Genomic DNA, 12,527 nt, shown 5'->3' on the forward strand with positions numbered 1-12,527 from the left:
TGCGATCCATTCGCCGATTCACCACAAGACATACACTGACTGTATTACGAGAGGGAGGCAATGAGCGTTCGATCCGCTATCGTTCTCGCCGCTGGAGAGGGGAAGCGGTTACGGCCGTTGACGGAACATCGGCCCAAGCCCATGTTACCTGCTGCCACCAAACCCATTCTAGAGCACGTGTTCGACGCGTTGATTGCGGCCGGCGTCACGGATATTACCGTCGTTGTCGGCTACGGCCGCAATCGTGTCCAGTCTCACTTCGGATCGACCTATCGTGACGTACCACTGACCTACGTCATTCAGGAGAAACAGCTCGGGAGCGGCCACGCGCTGCTGGCTGCTGAGGCCGAAATCGAGGGGCCGTCGCTCGTCGTCAACGGCGACCAGCTCGTCGACCGGCGGATCGTCGAGGACGTCGTCGCGGCCCACGACGCCGACGCCGCGGCCACCCTCGGACTGATTCGCCACCGCGACGTTGCCGACTACGGCGGCGTGATCCTCAAGCGCGACGGGGCTGACGGGTCATCCCGGCGAGTCACCGAGATCGTCGAGAATCCGCGGGACGATCGGAGCTACCAGCTCAACGCTGGCGTCTACGCCCTTGAGGCGCGTGCGTTCGACGCCGTCCGAGCGGCGAGTTCCCGGCCCGGCGAGCACACGCTGGTCGACGGGCTCGCGGCGCTGATCGACGGCGACGTGGGAACGGTCCAAGGCGTCGTCTCCGACGGGATCTGGATCGACGCGACCTACCCCTGGGATTTGCTGGCGGTCGCCGACGCCCTCCTCGAGGACACGGCCGATGGGATCGTCGAGAGGCACGTGGGCTCCTCGGCACGGATCCACGAGGACGCGACGGTCCGCGAACCTGTTGTCGTCGCTGAGGACTGCGTCGTCGGCCCCGGCGCGGTGATCGGTCCGAACGTCTGTCTCGGCGAGAACGTCACCGTGGATTCGAACGCCGTCGTCGAACACAGCGTCGTCGACGCCGACACGCGAATCGGACCGAACGCGACCCTCGTCGACTGCGTGACCGGCCGCGGCGTCCGCGTCGGTCCCGGTTCGACCGTCGTCGGCGGCCCGGGCGACGTCCACGTCCGAGACCGGATCCACCGGGACGAGGACCTTGGCGCCTTGCTGGCCGACAGAGTGCGCGACGAGGGCGGCGTGACGTACGCGCCGGGGACGGTCGTCGGGTCGAGCGCCGTGCTCGGCACCGGAGTGACCGTCTGCGGCTCGATCGACGCTGAGACGGAGGTACGCAACTGATGTGCGGGATCGTCGGCTACGTCGGCAACGGCGAGACCGACGCGATCGACGTGCTGCTGAACGGGCTCTCCAGCCTCGAGTACCGCGGCTACGACTCCACAGGCGTCGCCGTGGCCAATGGAGCGCTTCGGGTTCACAAACGGGAAGGCGAGTTCTCGGCGCTCGAGTCGACGCTGCCGACGGAGTCGCTGCGCGGCGACTCGATCGGGATCGGCCACACCCGCTGGAGTACACACGGGCCGCCGTCGGATGCCAACGCTCACCCGCACACGGACAGCGAGAATCGGGTCGCGGTGGTCCACAACGGCATTGTCGAGAACTATCAGGCACTGCGGGACGAACTGACCGCTGAGGGCGTCGACTTCGAGAGCGAGACGGATACCGAGGTCATCCCGCACCTGATCGGGCAGGCCCTATCTGCGGGCGCGGCGCCGGAGACCGCGTTTCGGCGGGCGATCGATCGCCTTGAGGGGAGCTACGCCGTCGCGGCCGTGTTCGCCAGCTCGGACGAGATCTACGCGGCCCGGCAGGAATCGCCGCTGGTACTCGGGATCGGCGATGATGGCTACTATCTGGCCAGTGACGCCCCGGCGTTCATCGACTACACCGATCGCGTGGTCTACCTCGAGGACGGCCAGTTCGCGCGGCTCTCGCCCGGTGAGTTCGTCGTTACGGATGCCAACGGGACCGTCGTCGACACGACCGTCGAGACCCTCGAGTGGGACGCCGAAGACGCCGGGAAGTCTGGATACGACCACTACATGCTCAAGGAGATCAACGAACAGCCGACGGCCCTCCGTCAGTGTCTGCGCGGTCGCGTCGACGGACTCAGCAGTACCGTGGAGCTCGCGGAGTTGGCCGATCTCGAGCCGTCGTGGCCGGTGCAGTTCGTCGCCTGCGGCACCTCCTATCACGCCGCCATGTTCGGCGCGGAACTGTTGCGCGAGCGTGGTGTCCCGGCTCAGACGTTTTTGGCCAGCGAGTACGATGCCGATCGGGTGCTGGTCGGCGAGTCGACGCTCGTCGTCGGCGTGACTCAGAGCGGTGAGACCGCCGACACGATGCGGGCGCTGCGCGAGGCCAACCGCGCCGGCGCGCGGACCGTCGCGGTGACGAATACCGTCGGGAGTTCTGCTGCGCGCGAATGTGATCACGCGCTCTACATCCGGGCCGGGCCGGAAATCTGCGTCGCCGCGACGAAGACCTTCGCGAGCCAGCAGGTCGCGCTGACGCTACTGGCCTGCCGGCTCAGCGACGCGTCGACGCACGATGTCGTGCAGGCGTTGCGTGACGTGCCCGATCAGGTCCAGCACGTTCTGGACACGTCGCGAGCGTCGGAGATTGCCGCGGAGTACGTCGACTCCGATGCGTTCTTCTTCATCGGCCGGGGCCACCAGTACCCCGTGGCCCTCGAAGGTGCACTCAAGATGAAGGAGATCACGTACCGCCACGCCGAGGGGTTCGCCGCCGGCGAACTGAAACACGGTCCGATGGCACTGGTTTCTGAGGAGACGCCCGTCTTCGCGGTCGTCATTGGAGACGGCGAACGCGCCCACAAGACCGTTAGTAACGTAAAAGAGGTCGAAGCGCGCGACGCGCCTGTCGTTGCGGTCACTGACGGGCAGACAGATGTCGAGCGGTACGCGGATCGGGTGCTCAAGGTGCCGGCCTCGAACGACGTGGCCGGGGCAATCACGGCGAACGTGCAACTTCAACTGGTCTCCTACTGGGTCGCCAACGAGCTAGGACGGTCGATCGACAAGCCACGGCATCTGGCGAAGAGCGTGACCGTGGAATGAGAGTGTGACTCGACCACATGAACTGGACCGTCAACAGCGTAACCGGGTACTGGAACCTTCTTTGGTTCACCTGGAAGGTATCGTCGAGTGGCTTCCGGTCCCCTCGTAAAGCACCCCTCATTGGTTAGAACCGCACTGGATCATATCCTTCCAAGCTAGCCTATTCCGGCAGGTCAGACCGACTATCTCTTCAGCCCAGTACTGCTAGGACGAGAATTGTGAAAGTCTGGGCTCGGTACTTGTGTGACTCTACGAACTTGGTAACGGTGGGGTTCAGGCGAACGACCCCCTGATCGATGAAATGGATATCGACCTCATAGATCAAAGTCAGATATTGCGCATATATAATGAATTGTATTATTTAACCGACTGAATCGGAGAGGCCGTACCAATAGGTTGATAGGGACTCTATAACAGTTGATAGATGATGATTACGGGAAACAACATTCTTCTCACAGGTGGTGCCGGATCAGTTGCTCGAACATTGATCCCGAGATTCCTAGATCAAAATCCGTCCGTGTTACGGATTTTCGACAATAACGAACCAGGTCTCACAAAGGTCCGGTCAACCATAGACGATGAGCGATGTCGCTACCTCTCTGGCGATGTTCGCGACAGGGATCGGTTAGCACGAGCCATGGAAGATATCGATATCGTCATTCACACGGCAGCGATGAAACATGTCGATATATGCGAATATAATCCGTTCGAAGCGGTGAAAACGAATACGCTGGGACTACAGAACATAGTCGACACAGCGATCGATGCGAACGTCGAACGCGTCGTGTTTACGAGCAGTGATAAAGCCGTAAATCCGGCGAACACGATGGGTACGACGAAACTTCTCGGAGAGAAACTCATTACAGCAGGCAACAACCATCGTGGCGATCGGAACCTCCGGTTCGCATCAGTCCGGTTTGGGAACATCATTAACTCTTCGCAGTCAGTTATTCCGATTTTCGCTGGCCAAATCCGCGATGGAGGGCCCGTCACCCTTACTGACGAGCGCATGACCCGTTTTTTCCTGACCTACGACGATGTTTTCGATCTAGTGTCACAGGCGATAAAGAAAATGCAAGGCGGCGAAGTGTTCGTTTACAAAATGCCTGCGATGAAGATCGAAGATCTCGCAGAGGCGATGATCGAAACTTTGGCACCCGAATACGGGTACGACCCAACGGAAATCGGCATAAACGTGATCGGACGGCGGCCCGGGGAGACGTTCCATGAGGAGATCATGACTGAGCGAGAGGCACAACGCGCATACGAGAACGACGAGATGTATGCGATTCAACCGGAGATGGACGAGTTCCAGGCGGAAACAAGTACAGTCGGATTCACGGATCCATCGGAGCTTGTTCTGTCTTCCGAGAATGCACCGAAACTTTCGAAAGACGAGATCGTAAAATTACTCGAAGAAAACGGTCCTCTGATTGCGACAGAGTCGGATTTCGACCGAAACCACGGCTCTGAGACGGAATCGGAAGAGCAGAGTGACAGTTTTAACGGAACAAGCGCTATCGATCACTAATGAGCAAAATAGTAGTTGTTACCGGTGCTGCAGGGTTTATCGGTCGTTGGGTCGTCCGGGAATTGCTCGAGCGAGGCTATACCGTTCGAGGGTTGGATGATCTCTCTAACAGTTCACATCGAAATATTGCCGAGTTCGAAGACTCGGAACGGTTCGATCTCGTGGAAGGAGATGTCTGTAACCCGAAAACCGTTACGAGTCGCTTTGATGACGATGTCGATGCCTGTATCCACCTCGCTGCGGAGATTGACGTGCAGGAGAGTCTCGAGGATCCGCAATCGCACTTTGAGTCGAACGTCGTTGGCACGCAGAACATACTCGAAGCCTGCCGTCAAGCGGAGGCGCGACTCGGATTGGTCGGGACGTGTATGGTGTACGACATGGTCGATTCCGACGCCGGAATCGATGAAGAGCATCCGGTAAAGCCAGCCTCGCCATACGCCGGATCGAAGCTCGCTGCCGAAGACCTCGCTGAGGGATACTATCACGGCTACGATCTACCAGTGACGATTCTCCGACCGTTCAATACATACGGTCCGTATCAGAAAACGAGCATGGCAGGCGGTGTCGTGTCGATCTTCACGAATCGCGATCTTCAGGGTAAACCCCTGAAAATCTTCGGGGACGGGACGCAAACCCGGGATCTGTTGTACGCAACTGACTGTGCCCGATTTATCGTCGACGGAACATTCTCGGACGACGCCATCGGAGAAGTGTTGAACGCCGGTACGGGTACAGATATCTCCATCAACGAACTCGCAGAAGTCATCGCAACGGAAGACACTGAGATCACTCACGTCGAACACCACCATCCGCAGAGCGAGGTTCAGAAACTCCTCTGCGATCCATCGAAAGCCGAAGAGATGCTGGGCTGGGAACCGCAGGTGTCCCTTGAGGAAGGCATCGATCAACTTCGAGACTGGCTTCGAGAACAAAACGAGTCATAATGGCTCGCAAACCAGCATACTACGGGGGCGAACCGGTACGCGACGAGGTACTTGGCTACGGCAGTCAAAGTATTACCGAACGGGAGAAAGAAGCAGTCCTCGAGTCGCTCGAGGGAGACTACATTACTCGCGGGCCGACGGTCGAAGCGTTCGAAGAGCGCGTGGCCGAGCTCATTGGTGTAGAGCATGCAATCGCCACGACGTCGGGAACAACTGCGTTGCACTTAGCCGGGCGAGCAGCCGGATTCGAACTTGGCGATGATGTGATCACGACACCGTTGACATTCGTCTCGACGGCCCACGCTGCGACGTACAACGAGGCAACCCCGGTGTTTGCGGATATCGATCCACATCGCCGCACGCTGGATCCGGACGCAGTCCGGGAACAGGTGACTAACGATACTGTCGGGCTCATTCCGATGCATTACGCCGGCCACCCGGCCGACATCAAGGGATTACTCGAGGTCGCCGACGACCACGACCTGACAGTGATCTGGGACGCGTGTCACGCCTTCGGTGGCACGTGGCGAGGCGAACCAATCGGCGCACAGCGTGATATAGCCGTGTTCAGCTTCCACCCAGTCAAGAACGTCACGACGGGCGAGGGAGGAATGGTCGTAACCGACAACGACGAACTAGCGGAGCGATGTCGTCGACTCCGATCATTCGATATGGAATACAGCCCCAGCGGTCACGACGACGAACCGTGGTATCAAGTGACTGAGGGCATCGGCTACAACTACAATGTCACCGATCTGCAGGCAGCACTCGGTCTAGCGCAGTTAGACCGTCTTGAGGTGTTCAAGCACCGACGTGACGATATTATCGAGCAGTACAATAAGGCACTGGACGAGATCGATGGGATCCGGACACCGCCCGACGCGACCGAATCAGATCCGATGTACCATCTCTACGCGATCGAAGTGCGTGAGTCGTTCGGCTGTGATCGAACCGAGTTCGTGAACGCACTCCATGCAGAAAACATCGGTGTGCAAGTGCATTACGTCCCCCTCCATTACCATCCGTACTTCCAGGAGGAGTTCGGGTACGAACCCGGTCTCTTCACCGAAACGGAACGAGTGTACGACGGTCTAGTGAGTCTTCCGTTACACGCTGAAATGAGTGACCGAGATGTCACGGACGTCTTGACGGCAATCGAATCACTTCGCGACGCGGATCTCAAGTAGGTGGGCTTATTGCTATTCCGTGACGGGGTACGGACATGGAATCGTTCAAAATCGGAGATCGAGCAATCGGTCCCGACGAGCCGACATACGTTATCGCCGAAGCCGGTTCGAATCACAACGGTGATCTCGAGACGGCGAAGGAACTCATCGACGTTGCTGCAGACGCTGGGGCCGACGCAGTGAAGTTTCAGACCTTCCGAGCAGAGGATCTGTACGTCGATGATCGCCATCTCGTCGATGATCCCCAGGACTCGACGTACTCGCTCTTGGAGAGGCTCGAGCAACCCTACACATGGATCCCAGAGCTGTCCGAACACTGCCAGTTGCGAGGCATACAGTTCATGTCGTCGCCGTTTGACGAGCGATCGGCTGCAGAACTCGCGGAGTACGTGCCCGCATTCAAGGTGGCGTCGTTTACACTGTCGCATCATCCGTTCCTTGAGGAACTCGCACAGTATGGCAAGCCGATCATTATGTCTACCGGGGGCCACAGTATCGACGAGGTACGCGAAGCCGTCACGGTTCTTCGTGAGAACGGCGTCGCCGATCTCGTTCTGTTACATTGTGTATCCTCGTATCCGACGCCGCTAGAGAAAATCAACGTTCAAGCCGTCCAGTCGCTACAAGACGAGTTTGAAACATTGGTAGGACTTTCCGACCACACCACGGAGCCCGCAATTTCACCAGCAGCAGCGACCGCTCTCGGAGGGACAGTCGTCGAGAAACACTTTACGCTCGATAACCAGATGGAGGGGCCGGATCATTCCTTTGCACTCGAGCCCGACGAACTAGCTGAAATGATCCAACAGGTTCGCAGGACCGAACGGGCTTTAGGAACTGGGGAGTTAGCTGTTTCGTCTGTCGAGAGGGAATCCGTTAGTCGCGCTACCCGTAGTCTTTTTGTCGTACGTGATATCGATGAAGGCGATATTATTACTGAAGATGCTGTTCGAGCACTCAGACCAGGCACCTTAGAACGCGAAGGTCTTGCTCCCAAATATATGACAGACGTTGTCGGAGCAACAGCAATCAACGACCTCTCCGAGGGAGATCCAGTCAACGTGGATGACGTAGACGTTCAGATCCTGTGACTCCACTGTTTTTATACCTTGAATGCGATACTCTCCCGTATGGGGACGAAGACTAAGAAGAACGTAATCTATCTTATCGCAGATTCGCTTCGAGCCGATTATCTGGGTTGCTACGGAAACGATTCCGTCCTGTCTTCGGAGATTGATGAGCTAGCTGAAAGCGGTGTTCGATTCGAAAATACCGTTTCAGCCGCTCCGTGGACGATTCCATCGGTGAAATCCCACGGGACTGGTAAGTATCCTCACGAGATCGGAATTTTTGACTCAGATGTCGACGAAGGGGAAACTGTATTTGATCAGTTCAAAGCGGACGGCTACAAGACTGCACTCTACTACGACAGCGACCGAAGGGACGAACTCTTCTCCGAAAACGTTGATCACGACGATTGGTCGTACGATCTCGAAGCCTTACTTGATTTTATCTCGGAGAACAAGGACGAACCGTTCTTTATATACAACCTCTACCGGGGGACACACGTCCCGTACACGCTGAAATACTCGAGTGAGGCATGGCATCGAGGTAAGGACGAGGTGATGTCTCTCATTCAGGAAGGTGGTGAAGGTCTTGAAGAGGCCAAGTATCGATACGAACGTTCGATCGAACGCTTTAGTGAGTGGTACGTCGGTGCAATTATCGATCGGCTTCGTAAAGAGGACTTGCTTGAGGATACGGCAATCGTGATCACTGGCGATCACGGCGAGAGTTGGGGAAAACGCTTCGACGATCAGTCAACGGTTGACCTCTTTGATCTCCACGGAACATTGCTGTATGACGAAGCGCTAAAAGTTCCGTTGATCCTCTACAACTTTGACATCGACTACACGGGTTCGGTCTCCGAGATGGTTCGATCTGTCGATATTCTTCCGACGATATTGGACGCCCTCGGTACCACACCGTTAAGGGATGATCTGGACGGGAGTTCCCTACTACCCCAACTCGAACAAGGGAAGGGAGAATTTCCCGAATACGCGTTTAGTAGCACGACGACACATGATCAGTTCGGCGGAATCGGTGAAGCGGATGAAGAGTCGGTATCGACGTTCAACCGGTTCTCTGTCTCTCGTCGCGATGGCTGGAAATACATCGTCTCGGTCGACAAAGATACCCGAGAACTCTATGATACAACATCTGATTCTGGTGAGGAAATTAACATGATTGACAAGCGACAGGACATCGCCGAGCAAATGGACGAGCAACTAAGGGCACAGTACGGTCAGTTGCTCTCTAACGAGGAACATTCAGACGAGGTAAAACAACGACTCGAAGATCTCGGATATCTATGAAGGCAGTCGTCCTACAACCGATGTACCTCCCTTGGTTGGGATACTTTGGCATGATCGATCAGGCCGATGTTTTCGTATTCTACGATGACGTCCAGTTCAGTCGTGACTCTTGGCAGCAACGAAACCGTATAAAGGTCCCAGAAGCCAGTGGACAGACCGAGTGGTTAAAAGTCCCAGTGATTGAGGACTTCGGACAGGATATTAGATCTGTTCGAATCGACCAAGCCCGAGACTGGCAACAAGAGCACCTATCAACCATCAAATCTGCGTATGGTCCAAAATCGGTTCCATATGGATCAGCAAGTGCACCATACTTCGACGACTATATCCATTTACTCAACGATATATATAATGAGGATTGGAAGTCATTGCGAGACCTAAATATACATTTAATAAAGAAATTATATGAAGAGTTGTCCATTGACGATGTAGAATTCTGTCTCTCGTCAGATTTTGATATCGATAGTAGTGGGACAGATAAGCTTATAAAGACTTTACAGCACATCAACGCTGATGAGTACATTTCTGGCCCTGGTGCGAAAGACTACCTAAATGTAAACCAATTTGTCGAAAATGGCATATCTCTATACTGGCACGAGTTTGATCATCCCCGCTATAATCAATTATATGGTGATTTTGTATCCCATCTTTCAATAATTGACGCACTATTCAACGTTGGTGATGAACTGACTTCTCTAATTCGGACTGGAGAAGAAAACGCATTACTACAGGAGGCCTAACTGAGAGAGAATACGTATGTATTATTAATATATTTTATATACATTATTCGTCATAAAGCCTTCATCCAGCTAAACAACCATATCTAAAACGCTTCGTAAACCCGTTTCGCTCCGTCTCCATCAACAACACCAGCCATACGCTCAAATAATGTTCTTCGCTTTCCGTCATCTTTCACCAGTGATTCAACTTCGGATAGAACTTCGTCATCGGTAGTGACGATACTAGCAAGTCCGTTCCGACGCAGCACCTCGGCCCGTTGCATCTGGTTATCAACTTGCGGTATCCCAACGAAAGGGGTTTGAACGGCGAGCAGCTCAAACACAGTTCCGCCTACAGCACTCACTGCAAGATCCGCCCGCCGCATGAGTCCTGCCATGTTATCAGGAGAGCGTAATAGATTGAACTGGGTAGAGAGCGATTCAGTCGCTCGCTCTATTTCTTCCGTATTCGAAAAGCCTGGCCCAATGACTACATCAACGGTTCCACTGAAATTTTGGAAAGCCTTCATAATATCGGGAGTTGCGTTTGATACGTCACTCCCGCCCATCGTGATCAGGGCCCGGGTCGGCTCTTGCTTCCAATTTGTATCTTTTTGTGTGGCCTCACGGAATTGTTCACGAAGAAGTACGTAGTCGGGCCCAAGCAGGAACTCCGGTTTTGTTCCGATCCATTCGTAATCAAGAGCGGGCGCATGCAGATCACCGTAAACGAGAGCATCACAACAGACAGTATGATTCATATAGTTATGGCGAACAACGATTCTTGAATCACTCTGAGAGAGTGTTCGCTGATATTTTGTATCTGCTTCAAATAAATCTACAAAAAGTGTATCGATGGTACATTCGTTGAGTGCCTGCACCACTTCTGTTGGATCGTCCGCGGTGTCCAGTGTTTCCATCGTTATGGGATCCGGTAGCGTTGTCGAGACAGAGTCAGGCGTCGTAGTAAAATATACGACAGTATCTCCCCGGCGAAGACACTCCGCCGCGATAGCACCTGTTCGAACCAAATGCCCAAATCCAATGGATGGACCACCATCGGCCCGAATTCCGACTCTCATTAGACGGTCTTCTGTTCTACGTGATCATTAATCTCCACAAGTCCGTTCTTGTCGATATACTTGATCACATCAGCAATGTCAATCATTTCCTCGTACTCTACCTCGCGATACACTGTCTCGAGCAGATGGTAATCAGCCGGTTCGTCAAGCGTGAGTCGGAGATCGGTACGATCCTGCAGCCATGGTTCATCAAATACCTGGTTGGACCCTAGGTTGGACAGCTCGAACGCTTCGGGATGCTCCCGGTAGTACGGTGTGACGTGCTCGCGATGACGAGGTTCAGTCGATTTAGCATTCACTTGCTCGAACGACTCGGCTGTAAAAACCTCGCATGACACTCCGCGAGGGAATGTTCGGTCGAAACCAGCGGACACATACTCTGCATCGCTTTCCCTGATACGCTGGATACTAGCGTCAATAAATCGTGGAGAGATGAGTGGGCAATCAGCCGTCACTCGGACGACGATTTCCGGTTCGTACTGCTCGACTACCTGTTCGAACCGACTCAGTACGTTCGATTCGCTTCCTCTGATGACATCCGCGCCAAACTTGGGTGCGTACTGTTCAATTACATCGTCCTGAGGTTCTGTGGAGGTTGCGACGACGGTATCGGTTACGGCGTCCGCGTGACTGACTCGAGTGACGACATGTTCGAGTGCTGGCTGGCCGTTAAGTGGATACATGACTTTACCCGGGAGGCGAGTAGAGCCGATTCTGGCTTGAAGAACAGCAGTTATGTTTACCATCGGTCCTTGCAATGGATCATTCACGGTGTGATTTACACTTACCGGTTTATGTTATCTCACAGAATATCGAATATGGTCAGTGGAGGACTATATGAAATAACTGTGTAGTTGACAAATTCGCCGCCCCACAGAATGGCGGCGGATTCGCCTCGACCACCAACAGAATTTTTACCAGCGCCAATACATTTTCAATGAGTTAGAACATCATGACGTATCTGTAATCATTAGTAGTTTTATCCCCTCACCGATGGATCAAGTCTTGCAGACTTATGATTGATCTATTCTTTTTAACTATTATAATTTTCATGATGTAAAATACTATTGAAAATTCCCTTCTTCCTTCATTTTCTTATAATGTTCCATGTCTCGATAAGAGAATAATTCTGCTGGATGACCTCCGACGATCGCTCCCTTCGGAACATCAGATACAACGGTTGAACCAGCCTGAATAATTGCTCCTTCTTCAATATTCACTCCTGGCAAGATCATTGAATCAACTCCCATCCAGACGTTATCTCCTACAGATACTTCTTTCCGGATATACGTGGAGTCATAGGGGATCTTAGTCCCGTTATCATAATTATGGTTCCGAGTTAAAATGCGACAGTCCGGTCCAGAGTGGAAATTATCTCCTATCGTTACTTTCCCATCGCCACGAATCTTCATCCCATTAAAATTGACATTATCTCCTAGTTCCGTATTTGCGTTCACATAGGATTTTCCATTTACTCTCAGGTCTTTGCCAGTTGATTCTGCTGTTAACTTAACTCTCATTGTATAGTACCACCTTTCTATTTTATTCATATAGTTAAATAATAATTTAGCCATCGGAACTAATACACGAGATAAGTCACCTAACATCTTTCATCTGTCCA

General features: G+C 54.0%; 11 protein-coding genes. 8 read left to right on the top strand and 3 right to left on the bottom strand.

Translation table 11 applies throughout. From position 1 onward, the window contains the following. Positions 1-60 precede the first annotated feature (60 nt). The 8 genes from NKH51_RS09775 to NKH51_RS09810 all read left to right on the top strand — a co-directional run bounded on the left by NKH51_RS09775 (position 61) and on the right by NKH51_RS09810 (position 9,845). Positions 61-1,266, top strand: a complete 1,206-nt coding sequence (locus tag NKH51_RS09775) for a sugar phosphate nucleotidyltransferase (protein WP_254761507.1) — start codon at positions 61-63, stop codon at positions 1,264-1,266. After that, complete coding sequence (gene glmS / locus NKH51_RS09780; protein WP_254761508.1) at positions 1,266-3,065, top strand: glutamine--fructose-6-phosphate transaminase (isomerizing); 1,800 nt, start codon at positions 1,266-1,268, stop codon at positions 3,063-3,065. Before NKH51_RS09775 ends, glmS begins: the two co-directional genes overlap by 1 nt. Before the next feature lie 427 nt (positions 3,066-3,492). After that, positions 3,493-4,596 (top strand): polysaccharide biosynthesis protein, encoded by a 1,104-nt coding sequence (locus tag NKH51_RS09785; RefSeq protein WP_254761509.1) that lies wholly within the window; start codon positions 3,493-3,495, stop codon positions 4,594-4,596. Further along, positions 4,596-5,543 carry a dTDP-glucose 4,6-dehydratase gene (locus NKH51_RS09790; protein WP_254761510.1) on the top strand — a complete coding sequence of 316 codons (948 nt, stop codon included), beginning with the start codon at positions 4,596-4,598 and terminating at the stop codon, positions 5,541-5,543. Before NKH51_RS09785 ends, NKH51_RS09790 begins: the two co-directional genes overlap by 1 nt. After that, on the top strand, positions 5,543-6,730 hold the full coding sequence (locus tag NKH51_RS09795) for a DegT/DnrJ/EryC1/StrS family aminotransferase (protein WP_254761511.1): 1,188 nt from the start codon (positions 5,543-5,545) through the stop codon (positions 6,728-6,730). The genes NKH51_RS09790 and NKH51_RS09795 overlap by 1 nt, the downstream gene beginning before the upstream one ends. A gap of 35 nt (positions 6,731-6,765) precedes the next feature. Then, a complete protein-coding gene (locus tag NKH51_RS09800) occupies positions 6,766-7,821 on the top strand; it encodes an N-acetylneuraminate synthase family protein (protein WP_254761512.1) in 1,056 nt (351 codons plus the stop codon). A 39-nt stretch (positions 7,822-7,860) separates the two neighbouring features. Continuing rightward, on the top strand, positions 7,861-9,105 hold the full coding sequence (locus tag NKH51_RS09805; RefSeq protein ID WP_254761513.1) for a sulfatase family protein: 1,245 nt from the start codon (positions 7,861-7,863) through the stop codon (positions 9,103-9,105). Between the two features lie 20 nt (positions 9,106-9,125). Further along, entirely contained in the window at positions 9,126-9,845 is a 720-nt protein-coding gene (locus NKH51_RS09810; RefSeq protein ID WP_256527525.1) for a WbqC family protein, read from the top strand. Positions 9,846-9,928: 83 nt separating this feature from the next. Here NKH51_RS09810 and pseG read toward each other — a convergent pair whose 3' ends face one another. From pseG to NKH51_RS09825, 3 genes are all read right to left on the bottom strand, one after another. Further along, a complete protein-coding gene (gene pseG, locus NKH51_RS09815; protein WP_254761515.1) occupies positions 9,929-10,906 on the bottom strand; it encodes a UDP-2,4-diacetamido-2,4,6-trideoxy-beta-L-altropyranose hydrolase in 978 nt (325 codons plus the stop codon). Continuing rightward, positions 10,906-11,652 (bottom strand): cytidylyltransferase domain-containing protein, encoded by a 747-nt coding sequence (locus NKH51_RS09820; RefSeq protein ID WP_256527457.1) that lies wholly within the window; start codon positions 11,650-11,652, stop codon positions 10,906-10,908. The genes pseG and NKH51_RS09820 overlap by 1 nt, the downstream gene beginning before the upstream one ends. Positions 11,653-11,970: 318 nt before the next feature. Then, a complete protein-coding gene (locus tag NKH51_RS09825; RefSeq protein ID WP_254761517.1) occupies positions 11,971-12,513 on the bottom strand; it encodes an acyltransferase in 543 nt (180 codons plus the stop codon). Positions 12,514-12,527: the final 14 nt, after the last annotated feature.

Source organism: Natrinema marinum, assembly GCF_024296685.1.
In the GTDB taxonomy this organism is placed as follows: Archaea; Halobacteriota; Halobacteria; order Halobacteriales; family Natrialbaceae; genus Natrinema; species Natrinema marinum.

What these genes read in the sequence shown, in the direction of transcription:
- NKH51_RS09775 (WP_254761507.1), top strand. Translation starts at nt 61, where the DNA reads ATGAGCGTTCGATCCGCTATCGTTCTCGCCGCTGGAGAGGGGAAGCGG.
- glmS (WP_254761508.1), top strand. Translation starts at nt 1,266, where the DNA reads ATGTGCGGGATCGTCGGCTACGTCGGCAACGGCGAGACCGACGCGATC.
- NKH51_RS09785 (WP_254761509.1), top strand. Translation starts at nt 3,493, where the DNA reads ATGATTACGGGAAACAACATTCTTCTCACAGGTGGTGCCGGATCAGTT.
- NKH51_RS09790 (WP_254761510.1), top strand. Translation starts at nt 4,596, where the DNA reads ATGAGCAAAATAGTAGTTGTTACCGGTGCTGCAGGGTTTATCGGTCGT.
- NKH51_RS09795 (WP_254761511.1), top strand. Translation starts at nt 5,543, where the DNA reads ATGGCTCGCAAACCAGCATACTACGGGGGCGAACCGGTACGCGACGAG.
- NKH51_RS09800 (WP_254761512.1), top strand. Translation starts at nt 6,766, where the DNA reads ATGGAATCGTTCAAAATCGGAGATCGAGCAATCGGTCCCGACGAGCCG.
- NKH51_RS09805 (WP_254761513.1), top strand. Translation starts at nt 7,861, where the DNA reads ATGGGGACGAAGACTAAGAAGAACGTAATCTATCTTATCGCAGATTCG.
- NKH51_RS09810 (WP_256527525.1), top strand. Translation starts at nt 9,126, where the DNA reads ATGTACCTCCCTTGGTTGGGATACTTTGGCATGATCGATCAGGCCGAT.
- pseG (WP_254761515.1), bottom strand. Translation starts at nt 10,906, where the DNA reads ATGAGAGTCGGAATTCGGGCCGATGGTGGTCCATCCATTGGATTTGGG.
- NKH51_RS09820 (WP_256527457.1), bottom strand. Translation starts at nt 11,652, where the DNA reads ATGGTAAACATAACTGCTGTTCTTCAAGCCAGAATCGGCTCTACTCGC.
- NKH51_RS09825 (WP_254761517.1), bottom strand. Translation starts at nt 12,513, where the DNA reads ATGTTAGGTGACTTATCTCGTGTATTAGTTCCGATGGCTAAATTATTA.